Raw genomic sequence first — 18,952 nt, 5'->3', positions numbered from 1 at the left:
GGTCCGCCGATGGTGTTCGAGCGCGCTCAGTGAGGCTTGCGCGAGAAGGCCTCGAGCCGCTGCTCGGGCGTGAGTCGCGACATCCGCTCGACCCACTCCGCCGAGAACACGTCAGCGGTGGGTGCATCGACGACCGGGACGACAGCGTGGGTGATCGTGTCGTCGTACACGTGCACGAGGTGGAAGGACTGGCCGGCGTCCATGCCGTTCACGTCGACCGCGGCCCGCGCCAGGTTCATCGTGTAGCAGGTGGCGGCGGCGACGCTCACGGGGACGCCTGCGAAGGTGCCGCTGGTCGAATAGTGCAGGTGGCCGGCGAGGATCGCGCGCACGTCTGTGCCGGCGATCACCTCGGCGAGGCGGCCCTGGTCGCGGAGCTCCAGAATGTCGAACAGCGGCACATGGGACGGCAACGGCGGGTGATGCAGGGCGACGATCGTGCCGAGCGGGGCGGGTGTCGCGAGCGCGTCCCGCAGCCACTCGAGCTGCGCGGAATCCAGATCGCCGTGGTGCCAGCCGGGCACCGTCGAGTCGAGGCCGATCAGACGGAGACCGCCGAGGTCCCACACACCGGTGACGGGCTGCTGGGTCGGCTCGAGCCCGAGCAGGTCGCGGCGCATCGCCGGCCGCTCGTCGTGGTTGCCCGCCAGCCACACGATGGGCGCTCCGAGCCGCTCCGCGACCGGTTCGACCGCCGCGCGCAGCGCGGTGTACGCCTCGGGCTCACCGAGATCCGCCAGGTCGCCGGTGAACACGATCGCGTCGGGACGGATGCCGATGGCCTCGGCGGCGGCGAGCGTCCGGGTGAGATTCGCCGCCGTGTCGAAGCGTCCGCCGAGCAGCGCGTTGCCGGCGAGCAGGTGCGTGTCGCTCACGTGCAGCAGGGTGCGCCGTGCCGGCGGGTGCTGACCGAACTGGATGGGTACGCCCGGGCTCACCCGGCCGGATGCTCCGGGGGACGCGTCGGCTGCGCCGGCAGGGGTCGTGGACGCCATGGCCTCAGCCTAAGCGCTCGCTCCGACAGGCCTCACGCGGCGCACGGGAGCGGGCCTCACTGGGGTGGGACGACCTCAGTGGTTGAAGACGATGAGCAGGAGCCCGCCGAGCACGGCGGCCGCGCATACCGCGAAGCAGAGATAAGCGGCCGCAAGCGCCACGCGCTTCTGGCCCTCGGTCAGCGGGCTGCGCTTGGCGGCCTTCGCTGCGGCCTTCTCGGCGCGCCGAGCCTCTTTCTCGGAGATCACGGTGATGGCGTCGGTGAATTCGGCGGGGGCGACGACCGGCGCCCGGCCGGCACGCACGAGAAGTCGCAGGCCCAGCGCGTAGAAGGCGACGACGAGCACCGCCGCGGTGAAGGCGGCGACGAAGACGAGCACGAACGAGTCCCAGTGGATGGTCATCGCGGGCCGCCGTTCTTGGGGCCGTTCGCAGATCGCTCCGCGGCCTTGGCTGCCTTCTTCGCCGCGGTCTGAGCTGCCGCCACGCGCCGTGCCTCCTCACGCGCGATCGCGCGCTGACGGCGGGTCGGCGGCGGGTTGCGCTTGACCTTGACGGCGCGGCCGGAGTCGGCGACCTCGCTCATCGCATTCGACGCCGTGACCTCGTCGCGGCGGGAGCGCAGGAAGAGGAAGAGGATGATGACGACCGCGAGCACCGCGTCGATGATGACGCCCCAGACCGGGAGCCACACGACGATGAGCGCCGCGACGGCGCCGACCGCGCCGGCAGCCGGGAGCGTCAGGACCCAGCCCACCATGATGCGGCCCGCCGTGCGCCACCGCACCTGGGAACCCCGGCGTCCGAGGCCGGATCCGATGACCGAGCCCGACGCGACCTGGGTGGTCGAAAGTGCGAAGCCGAGGGCGCTCGAGGCGAGGATCGTCGAGGCCGTCGACGCCTCGGCCGCGAAGCCCTGCGCCGGCTTGACCTCGGTCAGCCCCTTGCCGAGTGTGCGGATGATGCGCCAGCCGCCCATGTAGGTGCCAAGGGCGATCGTGATCGCGCAGGCGAACACCACCCAGGTCTGCGGCTCGGGGTTCGAGGCGGACTGCAGGCCGGCCGTGATGAGGAGGAGCGTGATGATGCCCATGGTCTTCTGCGCGTCGTTCGTGCCGTGCGCCAGGGCGACGAGGGACGACGTGAAGATCTGCCCGAAACGGAAGCCGTCGCGCCCGTCGGGCTTGCTGTCGTAGCGCCGGGTGAGCGCGTAGGCGAGCTTCGTCGCGGTGAAGGCGATGAGCCCGGCCGTGACCGGGGCGATGAACGCCGGGAGGATCACCTTGGACATGACGACGCCGAAGTTCACGGCCGTGAAGCCGACGCCGACGATCGTGGCGCCGATCAGCCCGCCGAACAGCGCGTGCGACGACGACGAGGGAAGACCCAGCAGCCACGTGAGCATGTTCCACGTGATGGCGCCGATGAGCCCGGCGAGGATGATCTCGGGGAAGATGTCGTGGGAGATCTGCTCCTCGTTGATGATCCCGCCCGAGATGGTCTGCGCCACCTCGGTGGACAGGAACGCACCGACGAGGTTGAGCACCGCAGCGAGGAGCACAGCCGTCTTGGGCTTGAGGGCGCCGGTGGCGATCGGCGTCGCCATCGCGTTCGCCGTGTCGTGGAAGCCGTTCGTGAAATCGAAGAACAGCGCCAGCGCGATCACCAGAACGATGATGAGGGTTGCGGTTTCCACCGTTCGCTTTCGGTGAGGAGGAGTGGAGAGATGGTGCCGACGAGATCGGCGCGACGAACGAAGAGTTCACCAAGAATTCAGGAACCGGCAACCGGCCAGGAAGAATCCTACATCGGCGACCCTGACGGTCAACTCGGAGGCGACTAGCGTGGAACGGTGACTCTCAGCGACTCCGTACCCGCCGCGTCCACCCCGGCCACCGGCATCCGTCCCCCGCTCGACGCCGGCCAAGTCCCTCCCGTCGCCGACAGCAGAATCACCGTGCGCTCGCACCACGGCGACGACGTCGAAGACCGCTACGAGTGGTTCCGTGAGAAGGAGGACGCCGCCGTCATCGCCCACCTCGAGGCCGAGAACTCCTACACGCAGCAGCGCACGGCCCATCTGGAGGGACTCCGCGAGCGAATCTTCAGCGAGATCAAGGGCCGGACGCTCGAGACGGACCTCTCGGTGCCGACGCGCCGCGGCGACTGGTGGTACTACGGCCGCACTGTCGAGGGCAAGCAGTACGGCATCCAGTGCCGCGCGCCGCTCGCGTCGCCCGACGACTGGACGCCGCCCGAACTCTCCCCCGATGTCGAGGTGCCTGGCGAGCAGATCCTGCTCGACGGCAACATCGAGGCGGAGGGTCACGAGTTCTTCTCGCTCGGCAGCTTCGAGGTCTCGAACGACGGCGCCCTGATGCTCTACGGCGTGGATGTCGCCGGCGACGAGCGCTACACGGTGCGGGTGCGCGACCTCTCGACCGGCGAGCAGCTGGCCGATGAGATCCCCGACACGTTCGCCGGCGCCACCTTCTCGCCCGACGGCCGCTTCATCGTCTACACGACCGTCGACGACGCGTGGCGCCCCGACACCGTCTGGCTGCACGAGCTGGGCACCGCGGTCGCCGACGACGCGAAGCTCTTCCACGAGCCCGACGAGAAGTTCTGGGTGGGCGCGGGCTTCACCCGCAGCGACCGCTTCCTGGTGATCGGGCTGGGCTCGTCGATCACCTCGGAGGAGTGGCTGCTGGATGCCGACGACCTGCGCGGCGAGCCGCGCATCGTGTGGCCGCGCACCGAAGGGGTCGAGTACGACTCCGAGCACGCCGTCGTCGACGGCGAGGACGTGCTGTTCATCCTCCACAATGACGGCGCCCTGGACTTCGAACTGGTGCGGGTGGCGGCATCCGACCCGTCCGGAGAGCGCGCGGTCGTGATCCCCCACCGCCCGGGCGAGCGGCTGCTGGGCGTGTCGACGTTCCGAGACTGGGGCGTGGTCGGCTACCGCCGCGGCGGCCTCCCCCGACTCGGCATGCTCGAATACTCGTCGAGCGAGGTCAGCGAGATCGCGTTCGACGAGCCGCTGTACTCCGTGGGCACCGGCGGCAACCCGGAGTGGGCTCCCCCGCTGCTGCGTCTGGGCTACGGCTCCTTCGTCACGCCCGGCACGGTGTACGACCTCGATGTCGCGACCGGTGAGCTGCACCTGCGCAAGCGCCAGCCCGTGCTCGGCGGCTACGAGCCGTCGGAGTACGCCCAGGAACGCGTCTGGGCGACCGCGCAGGACGGCACGCAGATTCCGATCTCGCTGGTGTACAAGCGGTCGTTCGGCGACGCCGGCGCCGCCCCGCGACCGGTGCACCTGTACGGCTACGGGTCGTACGAGCACTCGATCGAGCCCGGCTTCTCGGTCGCCCGCCTCTCGGAGCTCGACCGGGGCGTCGTGTTCGCCGTGGCCCACGTGCGGGGCGGCGGCGAGATGGGTCGCCAGTGGTACGAGGACGGCAAGCTGCTCAGCAAGCGCAACACCTTCACGGACTTCGTGGACTGCGCCCTGCACCTGATCGACAACGGCTACACGACGCCCGATCGCCTCGTCGCCGAGGGCGGCTCGGCGGGCGGGCTGCTGATGGGCGCCGTCGCCAACCTCGCGCCCGAGCTCTTCGCCGGCATCCTCGCCGACGTGCCGTTCGTCGACGCGCTCACCACGATCCTCGACCCGTCGCTGCCGCTCACCGTCATCGAATGGGATGAGTGGGGCGACCCGCTGCACAACGCCGACGTCTACGCCTACATGAAGTCCTACTCGCCGTACGAGAACGTGCGGACGGATGCCGCGTACCCGCGCATCCTCGCCGTCACGTCGCTCAACGACACCCGCGTGCTGTACGTCGAGCCCGCGAAGTGGGTGGCGCGCCTGCGCGAAGTCGGCGCCGACGCCCTGCTCAAGTGCGAGATGGTCGCCGGCCACGGCGGCGTCAGCGGACGCTACAACGCCTGGCGCGAGCGCGCCTTCGAGCTCGCCTGGCTGCTGGACGTGCTGGACGTCGCCGACGCGTGAGCGTGTCCCACTTTCTCGCCGTCGTGTCCCACTCTCTGCCGCACAGCGTCGGCTAGGCGAACGAAAGTGGGACATGACGTCCCTGACCGGGGCGCCAACCTGCCTGGATGCGAGCGTCACGCACCTTCGCAACGGCTGAGCGGCCGTCACCGCGCATGTGGTGGTTGAGGACGCGAACGTGATCCCACCCGAGAGCACGGATGAGATCCCAGCGATCGGCATCCTTCGCGAACTGTTCCGCGTCCTCGGCGTGGACCCGTCCGTCGTACTCCGGTGCCACGCGCCATCGGGGATACGCAAGGTCCAGCTCCGCGACCGCAGCACCGCGATGAGTCCTCAGAGTCCAGTTGATCTCGGGCTCGGGAAGACCAGCACGGACCAGCAGCAGGCGAAGGCGCGTCTCACGCGGGGACCTCACGCCCCCGCGAGACTCGGCCAGCGCTCTCCGCAGAATGCCGCCGCGGATGTCACCTAGGGTTTCGACCTCGGCGACGAGATCTTCGATGGCGGCGATCGGCCGTCGCCCCCGGTCGCTGATCAGGAAATCAGCCGCAGCGACGAGATCGTCGAGCCCCCAGAGCGTGCCCGCTTGCCGCCAGGCTCGCACCGGGTGCTCGATCGGCAGCCCGTTCGGAAGAACCAGCGTCGCCGACTCGCGCAGTTGCAGGCGATGGCCGGTGACCCCCGAGGTCCGTGGCTCCCGAGCGGGTCGGTGAGCGGAAACGTGCACAGCGGGGCGGTGGGGCCACTCAGGAGTCGGCGCGCCCATGAGGCTCAACGCCGTCTCATGACTGAAGAACTGCCATTCCGCGAGGCGGGGGGCATAGTCGAGGCACGAAGCCAGCAGCGTCGCTTCAGGGGTGTCTCCCAGTGCACGGACGCCGTGGAACGGCCGACGCAGGTCGCCGCGGTTCAGCCTCGATGGAGCGACGCCGAGCGCGACGGCCGTCGACACACTGAATCGCGCGGGCAGTTCTGACGGCAGGGGCGAGCGGCGCGGCATCCGTTCACCTTCCCGCAGCACCGCCGAACGGATAGGTCTTGATCGGCGATCTGTGAGCACCTGATCGCCAGGCGCCGTCGGGGAGGAGGCGATGAGCAGCCTGCGGAGCCGACCACGAACATCCCGTGGCATCGGATCGAGCGAGCATGTCCCGATTTCCATCGCTCAGCCTGCCGCCTACGAACGAAATCGGGACATCGGGGCCAAAAACCGGGACATCAAGAGCCAAAACCGGGACATCAAGAGATGAAGGTGAGCGGATGCCTCGGGGCGAGGCATCCGCTCACCGTCCCGTCCGGCGCGGGAGACGTCACCCGAAGAGCGCGGCGGCCTCTTCGTAGCGGTAGAGGGGGACGGTGTTGAGCTCGCCCAGCGCCTCGGCGAAGGGCACGCGCACGATGTCGGTGCCGCGCATGGCGACCATCTGACCCCAGGCGCCGTCGACGACGGCGTCGGCGGCGTGCAGGCCCAGGCGGGTCGCCAGCACGCGGTCGAAGCCCGAGGGCGAGCCGCCGCGCTGGATGTGGCCCAGCACGGTGGAGCGCGTCTCGATGCCCGTGATGCGTTCGATCTCGGGCGCGAGGACCTCGCTGATGCCGCCCAGACGCGGACGGTTGAAGGCGTCGAGGCCCTTGTCGCTGAACGCCTCGTCCATGCCGGTGAGCGTGAAGCCCTCCGAGACCACGACGAGCGGCGCGCGACCGCGATCGTGCGCCTTCGTCACCTGGGCGCAGATGTCGCCGATCGACATCGGCACCTCGGGGATGCAGATGGTGTGCGCGCCGGCGGCCATGCCGGCGTGCAGGGCGATCCAGCCGACGTGGCGCCCCATGACCTCGGCGACCATGCAGCGCTGGTGGGAGTCGCCGGTGGTGCGCAGGCGGTCCATCGCGTCGGTGGCGATGTTGACGGCGGTGTCGAAGCCGAACGAGTAGTCCGTCGCGCGCAGGTCGTTGTCGATCGTCTTCGGGACGCCCAGCACGTTGATGCCGTCGTTCGCGAGGCGGTTGGCGGCCGCCAGAGTGCCCTCGCCGCCGATGGCGATGATGCCGTCGATGCGGTGGCCGTACATCGTCTTCGCGATGTTCTCGGCGCCGCCGCGCGGACCCTCGTACGGGTTGGTGCGGCTGGTGCCGAGGATGGTGCCGCCGACCTTCGACAGCCCCTTCACCTCGTGCCGCGTGAGCGGGAAGAAGTCGCCGTCGACCACACCCCGCCAGCCGTCGCGGATGCCGACGAACTCGAGGTCGTAGGTCGTCGTCCCCTTGAGCACGACGCCGCGGATGACCGCGTTGAGCCCGGGGCAATCGCCGCCGCTCGTCAGGATGCCGATCTTCATAGCTGTGTTCCTCGCTGTCCGGTGAAGAGAGTCGGCGACGCTGCCTCCCCCGACATTAGTGCCGGACGCGCCGGCCTGCCACACGCACCGCCCGAGCCCGCGCCGACGACGGAGGGCGGCGCGAATTCGCGCCGCCCTCCCCCATACGCGCTTTACGCGGCGCCGAGCGCCTGCCGCAGCACGTGCATGAGCGCCGACAGCTGCACCGAGTCGCTCGACTGCGGATCGACGGCCTCGCCGTCGAGGGCCCGCGCGGCGAGCCCCTGCTTCGAGTCGATCAGCTCGGCGATCTTGGTGTCGATCGTGTGCGCCGCGATGATGCGCCACGCGGTGACCGGCTCGTCCTGGCCGATGCGGTGCACGCGGTCGATCGCCTGCGTCTGCTCGGCCGCCGTCCAGGACAGCTCGGCGAGCACGACGTTCGACGACGCCTGCATGTTCACGCCGACACCGGCCGCGGTCAGCGAGCAGACCGCGATGCCGACGGCGGGATCGTTGTTGAACTCGTCGATCGCCTGCTGGCGGGCCGCCGTGGCCTGATCGCCGCGCAGCGATACCGTCTTGAGTCCCGCTGCGGCGAAGTGCGCCTCGGCGGCGTCCATGACGTCGATGTGCTTGGCGAAGAACACGACCTTGCCGACCGAGCGCTGCAGCTGCACCGCGTAGTCCGCGGCGAGCACGGCCTTGGCCTGGCCGATCTTGCGCACCATCGTGAAGACGTTCTCCGAGCCTGTGCCGGCGGCCTTCGACTCCTCCAGCTCGTTGTGCGCGACCAGCCGGACGATGTCCTCGTCCACCTCGCCGGGAGCGAGGCCCCGGTCGCCACGCGCCTGGATGATGCGACGGTACTTCGCGGCGAGCCGCTCGCCGAGCTCGCGCTCGGCCTGCCGGATCGACCGGCCGAACTCGTCGTCGAGCTCCACGGGGAGATCGGCGATGAGCTTGTCGGGAAGGTCGGCCGCGACATCCTTCTTCTTGCGCCGCACAATGCCCATCGAGATGACCGCATCGCGGGCCTCGGGATAGAACGCCTTGTCGGCCGGCGTCAGACCGGTCTCGTCGAGCTTCTCCATCAGCACGGGGCCCGGCTTCTCGCCGTTGGTCCATCCGAGGAACCGCCAGATCGCGTCGAAGTCCTCGACGTCGTTGATGAGCGGCGTACCGGTGAGGGCCAGCAGCAACGGGTCGCGCACCTGCTCGCGGATGCGGGTCGCCAGCGCGAGCACGTTCTGCGACCGCTGCGAGCCGAGGTTCTTGATGAAGTGCGCCTCGTCGACGACCATGCCCTTCAGCCCGATCGAGCTGAGCCACGACAGATGCCGGTCGAGGATCTCGTAGTTGACGATGAACACGTCGGCGAACGCGTCGATGTCTTCGCCGTCGCCCTGGATCACCGTGGCGCGACGCTGGGGCGTCCAGCGCTCCACCTCGCGCGCCCAGTTCATCTTCACGACGTTCGGGACGACCGCGAGGAGCGGGTACGCGTTCGCGACGGATGCTGCGAGCACCGACTCCGCCGTCTTGCCGAGGCCCGGTTCGTCGGCGAGGAGGAAGGCGCGGTGCCCGGCGCGCACGGACTCGAGGAACCTCGACTGGTGCGGCATGACCTCGAGGCCCCTGGGCGACAGACGGTCGAATTCGGGGACGGGCGGCAGATCCATGGTGGCGCTGCCGCCGCCGGCACCGGTCTCGAACGCCTTGTACAGCGGGCCCATGAGCTCCCAGCTGTCCAGGCGCCGACGCGGCGTCTCTTTGGAGGGTCGAGCCGAGAGGTCGGGCGCGAGGAAGGGGTTCGCCTCGCGTCGCGCCACCACCTGCTGCGGCACCACCTGGCGCTCGACGAGCGCCGCAGGGACGACCGGCGCCGAGACGGGCGCGACGTCGGTGATGATGAGCTCGTCAGGGGCGAGCTCGGCGCCCGACTCCAGCAGCCAGTCCCGGCGCATGCGGCGCGCGACCGGTGAGGTGGCCTGGTCGACCTCGAGCAGCTGGATGAGCGAGGTGTCGCGGGCGGCGGTCTTCGCCAGGATGGTCGCGACGCCGTCGAGCCGCTTCAGCAGCTCCGAGCGGGTGGCATCCGTCAGCTCGGTGTCGCCCTTCACGCGGGCCCGCTCCTCGCGCACCAGGAACGCGATGACCTGGAACTTGACGCGGTTGGTCGGCCCGAGCTTTCCGCGCTGGGCCTTGGCCTCGACCTCGCGCACCTTGCGGGCGAGGATCGGGATGATGGGGGCCTCGTCGTCGCGACGTGCGGACGAGGTCTTGCGGCGACGCTGCGCCGTCTGGGCGGTTGCCGTGGGCGGCATGCTCCTCCTGAGCGTGAGTGCCGGCTCGGGACCGGCGAGGATCGGATGACACCGATGGTTGTGCGTGCTCCCGCGGGCGGCGCTAACGCCGTCGCGAACGCGGGATCGGGGACTCGCCGCCGGCGGTCGCGGGCACTCACTTCTGCGAGCTGCGACGTCGTCGGTGGTTCTTCCCTGGGCTCATTCTACGGGACGACTCCCCCATCCGGGGAAGTAGGCCCGCCGAAGGGATGCGGATTCGAGATGCGGGGACCGCAGGCCTCAGCCCCAGAGGGTCGCGACCACGTCTTCGGTGTAGCCCTCGGGCGCGAAGTTGATCCACGCGGTGGTCACCATGGCGCCGTCGCCGACGTAGTGCGTCTCACCGCGGGTGTACTCGTTGTCGTCGAGCGTGATGCCCTTCTGCTCGATCCGGCACACGGTGCCGTCGCCCAGCGCCTCGCAGCCGAATCCGGCAGCCGGCAGTGCCGCGACGATGGCGGCCGCCTGAGTGCCGTCGATCTCGGTCACGTTGGTCGCCAGGCCGTACTCGCTGGGCTGCCCCCACGAGCACCGCAGAGTCGGAGCACCGCCGTGGATGATCTCGAGCAGGTCGGCGTTCTCCGTCGACAGCATCGTGACGCCGGGGTCGTTGAGAGGCGGATTGGCCGACTGCAGGTCGGCGAGCATGGACGCGGAGTAGATCTGCTCGCACGCGGTGGGCAGCTCGAACGCGGACTGCGGCTTCTCGGTCTCGATCGGCGAGACCGACGGTCCGCGCGTCGTGTCCCTCATCGTGGGCGAGGGAGATGGGCTGCTGGAGGGAGTGACGGCGGGCTCGGGGCGGCACCCGGTGACGACCGACGCGAGCACGACCAGCGCGGCGCACCTGACCACGACCCGCTTCCACCGGCTCCGCTCGACCGTTCCCACGTGACCCGTCCTCTCGTGCGCCGAAGGGCGCCGCGATTCGACCCTAACGACGCGGAGGATCGGATGGCAGTGCCCACGCCGGGCGGACGGCGTCGCGCCGAGACTCAGGGTCCTGCGTAGGCGCTCTGCCACTCGGAGAGCGTGTGGGGGTCGTCGGTCACGATGCCGTCGACTCCGAGCGCGGTGACGGCGTCCCACTGCGTGTCGCTGTTGAGCGTGTACACGACGACGCGCGCGCCCACCGCGTGCAGCTCGTCCACGATGCCCGGGCGCGCCAGCACCGCTTTGCGGCTCACCAGCACGCCGCGGGCGCCGGACTCGGCCACCGCGCTCACGACGTCGGAGGGCAGGTGCTTCAGGATGAGCAGCCGCGACAGCACCTCCGACTCCGCCGCCGCCAGGGCGAGGGTGCGCGCGTCGAAACTGGCGAACACGATGCGCCGCTCGAGGCTGCGCGCCGCGACCTCGGCGACCGCCGCGTCGATGGCGGCGGCATCCCATCCGCCCTTCAGCTCCACGATGGCGCGAGCGTCGGCCGCGACGAGCACGTCCAGGAACTCGGTGAAGGTCGGCACGGGGGTCCCTGCATAGGCGGCGTCGAACCAAGACCCCGCATCCAGCGCGCGCACTTCGGTGAGCGTGAGTGAAGCGAGGCGCCCGCGGCCGTCGGTCGTGCGGTCGACCGACTTGTCGTGCATCAGCACCGGGTGGCGATCGGCGGTGAGCGCGACGTCGACCTCGACGTAGTCGAAGCCGGCGTCGAGCGCGGCGGTGACGGCGGACAGCGTGTTCTCGGGCGCAGTGGAGGCTCCGCCGCGATGGCTCGCGATGAATGCGGCATCGCCGGGCGTCCGCTCCTCGCCCATGAGCTCGCTCGAGCTGACGCGTGCGGGCGTGGCGCCGAGGACGGCGATGACGACGCTCGCGATGGCGAGCACACACATGACGGACAAGGCATGGATCCGGTCGCGGGCGCGATCGGATGCCGCGGGGTAGGGCATCGGGCATGTCCTCCGAGGGTCATACACCACGTCACCGTCGACGTGGTGCGGACCACTCTACATGCGCCGTTACTGTTTCGTTACTTTGGATTCCCGCTGGTTCGCCTCACGACGAGCACAGCGTCCCAGAGTGCCTCGGCGACGTCGGTCTTGCTGCCCCGGCGGGCCGCGACGACCTCGCCGCCGACGTCGACGACGGTCACCGCGTTGTCGGCGGCCTCGAATCCCTTCGTCCAGCCGACCTCGTTCACAGCCAGCAGGTCCGTGCCCTTGCGGGCGGCTTTGCGTCGTCCACGGTCGAGCAGCGTCTCACCGTCGCCCGGCGTCTCGGCGGCGAACCCGACGATGGTCTGGCCCTCCCGACGGCGACGGACGAGCCCGGCGAGGATGTCGTCGTTCTCGATGAGGTCGAGGGTGATCCCGCCGCCCCCCGCGGACTCCTTGGAGCGCTTGCGCGGCGACACCTCGGCCACGCGGTAGTCGGCCACGGCCGCTGCCATCACGATGACGTCGGCGTCGCCCGCCTCGGCCTCGACGGCGGCGCCGAGTTCCGCCGCGGTACCGGCGCGCACCACCCGCACACGCGGGACAGCGGATGCCGCGGCCAGCACGCCGTCGTCGACATGGGCGGCGACGAGCACGACGTCGGCGCCGCGCTCGGCGGCAGACAGCGCTACGGCCACGCCCTGGCGGCCGCTCGAGCGGTTGCCGATGTAGCGCACCGGGTCGATGGGCTCGCGCGTGCCACCGGCGCTCACCACGATGCGGAGCCCGTCGAGGTCGCCGGCCCGTCCGCCGGCCGCGGCGAGCGCGGCGTCGAGGATCGCCTCGGGCTCCGACATCCGTCCCGGTCCGCTGTCGCCGCCGGTCAGCTCACCGCTCTCGGGGCCGACCACGATGACCCCGCGCTCGCGCAGAGTCGCCATGTTGTGCACGGTCGAAGGGTGGCGCCACATCTCGGTGTGCATCGCCGGCGCCACGACGACCGGTGCCGTGGTGGCGAGTAGGGTCGTTCCGAGGAGGTCGTCCGCGAGTCCCGCGGTCATCTTCGCCAGGGTGTTCGCCGTCGCGGGCGCCACGATCACGAGGTCGGCCGCCTGGCCGAGCGCGACGTGACGGACCCGCGCGACGTCGTCGTGGACGGAGGTCGTCACGGGATGACGGCTGATCGCCTCCCACGTCGGCAGCCCGACGAACCGGAGGGCGTCGTCCGTCGGGACGACATGCACCTCATGCCCCGCCTTGACCAGCAGGCGCACGAGCTGCACCGTCTTGTAGGCGGCGATGCCACCGGTGACCCCGACTACGACGAACACCCTCCGATCTTGGCACGCCCGCCCGACTCCCCGGCTCCACAGCCGGACGACACCCCCGAGGAGCTCTCCGCATGTGCACCGTTGTGATCCGCGTCCCGGCATCGGCCGACGAGCCCACACGCGTCCTCGCGATCCGTGACGAGGATCCGGAACGGCCGTGGAATCCGCTCGGCCGCTGGTGGCCCGAAGCGCACGACGGCGTCGTGGGGGTGCGCGACGTCCGCGCCGGCGGGGCCTGGCTGGCGGCCGACCCGGCAGCCGGCCGGCTCGCCGTGCTCCTCAACCGCGCGGACGAGTCCTCGCGTCCGGAATCCGAGCTCGTGTCACGGGGCGGCATCGTGCTCGACTCCGTCGCGGGTCGCTCACCGGCGGGCGAACCGCCGACGCACGGCTTCAATCTCGTCGAGGTCGACGGCGCGCACGCACGCGTGCTGACGTGGGACGGCGTCACCCTGCGCACGGTCGAGCTCGAACCCGGAACCCACATGATCGCCCACGACGACGTCGACGACACCGGCACCCCTCGCATCGCCCGGTGGCTGGGCGAGTTCCGGTCGGCCGAGCCCTCGGACGAAGGACGCTGGTGGATGCCGTGGGTCGAGGTGCTCGAGCGATCCGCTGAGCTCCCGCCCACCGACGACCGCGCCATCATCCGCGACAACCGTCCGTACGGCTACCCCACGCTGTCGCTCCTGGCCTGCGTCGCGTCCGTGTCGGCGGACGACGTGGACGTCCACTACGGCGAACTGGCGCACCCGGGCAAGTGGGGCGGGCTCGCGCTCGAGTAAGGAGCGGCGGCGGGCCGAGGTGTGCGCCGCGTCCGAGGCGTTTCGTCTCGGTCGCTGGCGCTCCCTCGCTCAACGACCGATTCCCCTTGCCCCGGTCGTCGCGCGAGCGAGTCGAAACGCCGGTTCCCCCCTCCCGGTCGTCGAGAGAGCGAGGAACGAGCACGACGAACCCCCCGGCTCCCCTCCCGGTCGTCGAGAGAGCGAGGAACGAGCACGACGAACCCCGGCTCCCCCCTCCCGGTCGTTGAGCGAGCGAGGAACGAGCGAGACGAAACGCCCCGAACTTCCGCACGCGGTGGGTTCGAGGCGCTCCGTCAGGCTCTCAAGCTCGGGTCAGACCAGGCTCTTGGTATGCCACACCGTCTTGGTCTCGGTGAACGCCGTGATGCGGGAGAGGCTCGGGGCCGCGGCATCCGGGCCGTTCTCGGGCGGGAGCACGCGGGTGAGCGTCTCGGCCGCGGCGATCTGCAGGTCGACCCAGTCCAGGTCGCCGGCGCCCACGAGATCGAGCGCGTGCACATCGGGGTGGGATGCCAGCCACGGGGCGATCTCGGCGGGTGAGCCGGTCAGCACGTTGACCACTCCCCCGGGCACGTCGCTCGTGGCCAGCACTTCGGCGAGCGAGATCGCCGACAGCGGGTAGCGCTGGGATGCCACCACGACCACCGCGTTGCCGGCCACCAGAGCCGGCGCGATCGCCGACACCAGGCCGACGAGCGCAGTGTCCTGCGGGGCGATGACGCCGACGACGCCGGTCGGCTCGGGCACCGAGATGTTGAAGTACGGTCCGGCCACGGGATTGCCGTTGCCGACGACCTGCGCGAACTTGTCGCACCAGCCGGCGTACCAGACCCAGCGGTCGATGGCCTCGTCCACCTCGGCGGCGGCGACGGATGCCGAAGCCCCGGTCTGCTGCACGATCTCGTCCGCGAACTGCGCGCGACGGCCCTCGAGCACCTCCGCGACCCGGTACAGCACCTGGCCGCGGTTGTAGGCGGTCGCCCCCGACCAGCCCTTGATGGCGCCGCGGGCCGCGACGACGGCATCCCGGGCATCCTTGCGCGAGGCGAGTGCGGCGTTCGCGAGGAAGTCGCCCTTCGGCGTCGCGATCTCGTAGGTGCGTCCGGACTCGCTGCGGGGGAAAGCGCCGCCGATGTAGAGCTTGTACGTCTTCGGCACAGTCAGTCGCTTGCTCATGCGGAGACCTCCTTCTTCGAGCGGGCCTGTTCGCGTTTCGTCTCTGCGTTTCGACTCGCAGGCTCGCTCAACGACCGGCGCTCGCTCAACGACCGGGGGCCGACGCTCGCCGCGCCCTTGAGATACGCGGCGAGGCCGTGACGACCGCCCTCGCGGCCGTAGCCCGACTCCTTGTAGCCGCCGAACGGCGACGACGGGTCGAACCGGTTGAAGGTGTTCGCCCAGACCACACCCGCCCGCAGGCGGTCGGCGACGGCGAGGATGCGCGAGCCTTTGTCGGTCCAGATGCCGGCCGAGAGGCCGTACGGGGTGTTGTTCGCCTTTTCGATCGCCTCGGCAGGCGTGCGGAACGTCAGCACCGACAGCACCGGTCCGAAGATCTCGTCACGGGCGATGCGGTGGCTCGCCTGGACGTTCGTGAAGATCGTCGGGGCGAACCAGAAGCCGTTGTCGGGGATGACGCACGGCGCACTCCAGCGCTCTGCGCCCTCGTCCTCGCCGACCTTGCTCAGCTCGCGGATGCGGTCGAGCTGCTCGCGCGAGTTGATCGCACCGATGTCGGTGTTCTTGTCGAGCGGGTCTCCGAGGCGCAGCGTCGACAGGCGGGACTTCAAACGGTCGACGACCTCGTCGTGGATCGACTCCTGCACCAGCAGACGGCTGCCGGCGCAGCAGACGTGCCCCTGGTTGAAGAAGATGCCGTTGACGATGCCCTCGATCGCCTGGTCGATCGGCGCGTCTTCGAACACGATGTTCGCGGCCTTGCCGCCGAGTTCGAGCGTGAGCTTCTTGTCAGTTCCGGCGACGGCCTTCGCGATCTCGCGACCGACGGCGGTCGAGCCGGTGAACGCGACCTTGTTGACATCGGGATGCCGCACCAGGGCCGCGCCGGTCGCCCCGGCGCCCGTGACGATGTTGACGACGCCCGGCGGCAGGTCTGCCTGCTGCAGGATCTCGGCGAAGATGAGCGCCGACAGCGGCGTCGTCTCGGCGGGCTTCAGGACCACGGTGTTGCCGGCGGCGAGTGCCGGAGCGATCTTCCACGCCAGCATGAGGAGGGGGAAGTTCCACGGGATGATCTGACCGGCGACCCCGAGGGCTCGCGGGTCGGCGCCCAGGCCGGCGTAGTCGAGCTTGTCGGCCCACCCGGCGTAGTAGAAGAACCACGCGGCGACGAGCGGCACGTCGACGTCGCGGCTCTCCCTGATCGGCTTGCCGTTGTCGAGGCTCTCGGCGACGGCGAGCTCCCGCGCGCGCTCCTGCACGAGCCGGGCGATCCGGAAGAGGTACTTGCCGCGATCGCGCCCGCTCATCTTCGACCACGTCTTGTCGTAGGCGCGGCGCGCGGCGGCGACGGCGGCATCGATATCCGCTTCGCTCGCGGAGGCGATGGTGGCGATGTGCTTCTCGTCGGCGGGCGAGATCGTGGCGAACGGCTCGCCCGACCCGGCACGGAAGTCGCCGTCGATGAACAGCCCGTATTCGGGCTTGAGGGACAGGATGGCGCGCGACTCGGGGGCGGGCGCGTATTCGAGGAAACTCATGTCTTCTTTCCGGCTCAGTCGATGGTCACGTAGTCGGCACCGGAGTAGTGACCGGTCTTCAGCTTCTGGCGCTGCAGCAGCACGTCGTTGAGGAGGCTCGAGGCGCCGTAGCGGAACAGGTGCGGCTGCAGCCACTCCTCGCCCACGGTCTCGGCGACGGTGACGAGGTACTTGATGGCGTCCTTGGACGTGCGGATGCCGCCGGCCGGCTTCACGCCGACCTTCTCGCCGGTCGCCCGGTGCCAGTCGCGCACGACCTCGAGCATGAGCAGCGTCACCGGCAGGGTCGCCGCGGGCTGCACCTTGCCGGTCGACGTCTTGATGAAGTCGCCGCCCGCGAGGATCCCGAGCCACGAAGCGCGCTTGATGTTGTCGTAGGTGTTGAGCTCGCCCGTCTCGAGGATGACCTTGAGGGAGGCATACGTGCCGTCCTCACGGCGGCATGCCTGCTTCACCCGTGCGATCTGGTCGAACACGAGACCGTATCGCCCGGCGAGGAAGGCACCGCGGTCGATCACCATGTCGATCTCGTCGGCGCCGTGCGCCACCGCCTCGGCGGTGTCGGCGAGCTTGATGTCGAGAGACGCCCGGCCGCTGGGAAACGCGGTGGCGACGGCTGCGACGCTCACTCCGCCCTCGTCGGGGTCGCCGTGGGCAGACCCGAGCGCCTCGACGGCGTACGGGACCATGTCGCCGTACACGCAGACGGCCGCCACGCGCGGGCAGGTCGGATCCGAGGCATCCGGATTCAGTGCCTTCGCCACGAGCGAGCGCACCTTGCCGGGGGTGTCGGCGCCTTCGAGGGTGGTGAGGTCGATCAGCTCGATGATCTTGTCGAGCGCCCACGCCTTCGAGGTGGTCTTGATCGAGCGGGTGCCGAGCGAGGCGGCCCGCTGCTCCAGGCCGACCGCGTCGACGCCGGGAAGGCCGTGCAGATAGCGCCGGAGTGTGGTGTCGTCGGGCTGCCCGCCGAGCAGCTCGACGGCCCGCTCGGGGAGCGTCACGATGGAGGTGCCTGACATGTGCTGACCTGGCTTTCGTGGGAAGGGATGTGAAACGGATGCCGCGGCTCGGCGTCACCGGTCGAGCAGGTGATGTGCCGTCGACTCGTCGGTGACGAGCAGCGAGCACAGACCGGAGGCGACCACGGCGTCCGCGATCGCACGCTTGGCCTCCCCCGCGATGACGGCGATCGCCACGTCGGCGCGGCGGAGGTCATCGAGGGAGATGCCCACGGTGCGGGCATCGAGGTCGTGGTCGACGATGCGTCCGTCGGCGCTGATGTAGCGCCCGACCACGTCGCCGACGGCGCCGGCCGCGACCAGGCGGTCGATGTCGTTCGGCGTGAGGTAGCCGCTGTCGACGTGGACGGAGCGGTGATCGGCTGCACCGGCGCTGAAGAGGTACGCGTCGGCGGAGCGCGCGGTCTCGAGGATGCGGGCCACGACGCGATCCGCCTCGATCGCCTCCTTCGTCGCGCGCTGCTCGAGGATCGCAGGACTCGGCAGCAGTGCCGCGGCACCGCCGCCCTTCTGCGCGATGCTGACCGCCGTGGCGGCCGCGGTGCCCGGGCGCTGGCTCATGCTGACGCCGCCGTTGATCTGCACGACATCGGTGCCCGACGACCAGCCGTCGCGAAGATGGTGCGCGATGTCGGACAGCGTGCGTCCCCAGCTGACCCCGAGAACGCGCGGGCTCGGCCGCAGCGCCGTGAGGTGATCGGCCGCCGACTGCGCCACGCGCTGCTGCAGCTCGTCCTCGCTGCGCACCCCGGCGCGCGAGACCACGATCGCCGCGACTCCGCGCTCGTCGCGGAGGCGCCGCTCCAGCTGCGGACGGCGGGCACGGGAGTGCAGGATCTCGATGCGGACGAATCCCTCGTCCTTGGCCTGGGTCAGCAGGCGCCCCACCTTCCAGCGGGTGATCTGCAGGTTGCGGCCGATCTCCTCCTGCGTGAGGTTCTCCTCGTAGTAGAGCTCGGCGGCCCGGATTGAGAGAAGTTCGTCGACGGCGTCCACGATCCTCCCTTCGTCGTCCACTCCAGGCTGACATATGCGGGCGACCGCCGCCAACATCTGAACGAATCTTGCTCAGATGAGCAGACGACGGTCCGCGCGTCCCACCACGGTTATCTCAGCCACCCGGTTCGGCCGGAGCCGGTGCCGCGGCGGTCGACTTCGCCTGCCGCAGCAGCACGATGACCCCGATGCCGACGACGACGACGAAGGCGATGGACAGGGTCGTGAACGCGAACCAGTTGTTGTCGAGCACAAGGACGATCGCCGCCGACACGACCGCGATAGCCGCGGCGATCAGCTTCGAGGCGAACTTCATCCCGATGCCGGGGGTGAGCCGGCCGGCGGGTGAGCCGCCGCGCGCAAGGATCAGGTCGGCGAACGCGTCCAGCGTCGCGAGCAGCGAGGCCGAGAACGCGACCGCGCACCCGAGGGCGCCCCACAGGTTCGGGGAGTCGGAGGCCGCTGCGTCGGCAGCCATGAGGACCAGCGCGTGCACGCCTCGATCGTAGGG

The 18,952-nt window shown here is 70.2% G+C and carries 17 protein-coding genes; 3 read left to right on the top strand and 14 right to left on the bottom strand.

The window, feature by feature from the left end; all coding sequences use genetic code 11:
* Window positions 1-26: 26 nt before the first annotated feature.
* From B1729_RS03910 to B1729_RS03900, 3 genes are all read right to left on the bottom strand, one after another.
* A complete protein-coding gene (locus B1729_RS03910; RefSeq protein WP_239525879.1) occupies window positions 27-938 on the bottom strand; it encodes a phosphodiesterase in 912 nt (303 codons plus the stop codon).
* Between the two features lie 132 nt (window positions 939-1,070).
* Window positions 1,071-1,400: a peptidase gene (locus B1729_RS03905; RefSeq protein ID WP_163617925.1), complete on the bottom strand. Its 330-nt coding sequence runs from the start codon at window positions 1,398-1,400 to the stop codon at window positions 1,071-1,073.
* Entirely contained in the window at window positions 1,397-2,692 is a 1,296-nt protein-coding gene (locus B1729_RS03900; protein ID WP_163630798.1) for an inorganic phosphate transporter, read from the bottom strand. The genes B1729_RS03905 and B1729_RS03900 overlap by 4 nt, the downstream gene beginning before the upstream one ends.
* 204 nt (window positions 2,693-2,896) lie before the next feature.
* Between B1729_RS03900 and B1729_RS03895 the strand changes: the two genes are divergently transcribed.
* Window positions 2,897-5,017, top strand: coding sequence for a S9 family peptidase (locus B1729_RS03895; protein ID WP_163630861.1), 2,121 nt, complete (start codon window positions 2,897-2,899; stop codon window positions 5,015-5,017).
* Window positions 5,018-5,069: 52 nt separating this feature from the next.
* Here B1729_RS03895 and B1729_RS03890 read toward each other — a convergent pair whose 3' ends face one another.
* The 4 genes from B1729_RS03890 to B1729_RS03875 form a co-directional block, all read right to left on the bottom strand.
* On the bottom strand, window positions 5,070-6,020 hold the full coding sequence (locus tag B1729_RS03890) for a hypothetical protein (protein WP_163630796.1): 951 nt from the start codon (window positions 6,018-6,020) through the stop codon (window positions 5,070-5,072).
* 310 nt (window positions 6,021-6,330) lie between these two features.
* A complete protein-coding gene (locus B1729_RS03885) occupies window positions 6,331-7,359 on the bottom strand; it encodes a 6-phosphofructokinase (protein WP_163630794.1) in 1,029 nt (342 codons plus the stop codon).
* A 152-nt stretch (window positions 7,360-7,511) separates the two neighbouring features.
* On the bottom strand, window positions 7,512-9,665 hold the full coding sequence (locus B1729_RS03880) for a DEAD/DEAH box helicase (RefSeq protein WP_163617929.1): 2,154 nt from the start codon (window positions 9,663-9,665) through the stop codon (window positions 7,512-7,514).
* A 261-nt stretch (window positions 9,666-9,926) separates the two neighbouring features.
* Complete coding sequence (locus B1729_RS03875) at window positions 9,927-10,439, bottom strand: hypothetical protein (protein WP_239539405.1); 513 nt, start codon at window positions 10,437-10,439, stop codon at window positions 9,927-9,929.
* Here B1729_RS03875 and B1729_RS20695 point away from each other — a divergent pair.
* Window positions 10,429-10,581 carry a hypothetical protein gene (locus B1729_RS20695; protein ID WP_239539403.1) on the top strand — a complete coding sequence of 51 codons (153 nt, stop codon included), beginning with the start codon at window positions 10,429-10,431 and terminating at the stop codon, window positions 10,579-10,581. The genes B1729_RS03875 and B1729_RS20695 overlap by 11 nt on opposite strands.
* Before the next feature lie 100 nt (window positions 10,582-10,681).
* Here B1729_RS20695 and B1729_RS03870 read toward each other — a convergent pair whose 3' ends face one another.
* Both B1729_RS03870 and coaBC read right to left on the bottom strand, forming a co-directional pair.
* Window positions 10,682-11,578 carry a glycerophosphodiester phosphodiesterase family protein gene (locus B1729_RS03870; protein WP_163630790.1) on the bottom strand — a complete coding sequence of 299 codons (897 nt, stop codon included), beginning with the start codon at window positions 11,576-11,578 and terminating at the stop codon, window positions 10,682-10,684.
* A gap of 80 nt (window positions 11,579-11,658) precedes the next feature.
* Complete coding sequence (coaBC, locus tag B1729_RS03865) at window positions 11,659-12,894, bottom strand: bifunctional phosphopantothenoylcysteine decarboxylase/phosphopantothenate--cysteine ligase CoaBC (protein WP_163630788.1); 1,236 nt, start codon at window positions 12,892-12,894, stop codon at window positions 11,659-11,661.
* Between the two features lie 71 nt (window positions 12,895-12,965).
* On the opposite strand from coaBC, the gene B1729_RS03860 reads away from it, so the two are divergent.
* Complete coding sequence (locus B1729_RS03860; RefSeq protein WP_163630786.1) at window positions 12,966-13,682, top strand: NRDE family protein; 717 nt, start codon at window positions 12,966-12,968, stop codon at window positions 13,680-13,682.
* A gap of 333 nt (window positions 13,683-14,015) precedes the next feature.
* Here B1729_RS03860 and B1729_RS03855 read toward each other — a convergent pair whose 3' ends face one another.
* From B1729_RS03855 to B1729_RS03835, 5 genes are all read right to left on the bottom strand, one after another.
* Window positions 14,016-14,879 (bottom strand): aldehyde dehydrogenase family protein, encoded by an 864-nt coding sequence (locus tag B1729_RS03855; protein ID WP_163630784.1) that lies wholly within the window; start codon window positions 14,877-14,879, stop codon window positions 14,016-14,018.
* A complete protein-coding gene (locus B1729_RS03850; RefSeq protein WP_239539400.1) occupies window positions 14,876-16,423 on the bottom strand; it encodes an aldehyde dehydrogenase family protein in 1,548 nt (515 codons plus the stop codon). Before B1729_RS03850 ends, B1729_RS03855 begins: the two co-directional genes overlap by 4 nt.
* A 14-nt stretch (window positions 16,424-16,437) precedes the next feature.
* Window positions 16,438-17,445: a deoxyribose-phosphate aldolase gene (deoC, locus tag B1729_RS03845; protein ID WP_163617935.1), complete on the bottom strand. Its 1,008-nt coding sequence runs from the start codon at window positions 17,443-17,445 to the stop codon at window positions 16,438-16,440.
* Window positions 17,446-17,499: 54 nt separating this feature from the next.
* The gene (locus tag B1729_RS03840; RefSeq protein ID WP_163630782.1) at window positions 17,500-18,441 is read right to left on the bottom strand and encodes a sugar-binding domain-containing protein; all 942 of its coding nucleotides are present in this window, start codon (window positions 18,439-18,441) and stop codon (window positions 17,500-17,502) included.
* Between the two features lie 115 nt (window positions 18,442-18,556).
* Window positions 18,557-18,937: a hypothetical protein gene (locus tag B1729_RS03835; protein WP_163617937.1), complete on the bottom strand. Its 381-nt coding sequence runs from the start codon at window positions 18,935-18,937 to the stop codon at window positions 18,557-18,559.
* Window positions 18,938-18,952: the final 15 nt, after the last annotated feature.

The sequence above is a fragment of the Microbacterium sp. B35-04 genome (assembly GCF_010634885.1).
Taxonomy (GTDB): Bacteria; Actinomycetota; Actinomycetes; order Actinomycetales; family Microbacteriaceae; genus Microbacterium.
The sequence above is the reverse complement of the archived record's forward strand: the minus strand, read 5'-3'. Positions and strand labels throughout refer to the sequence as shown.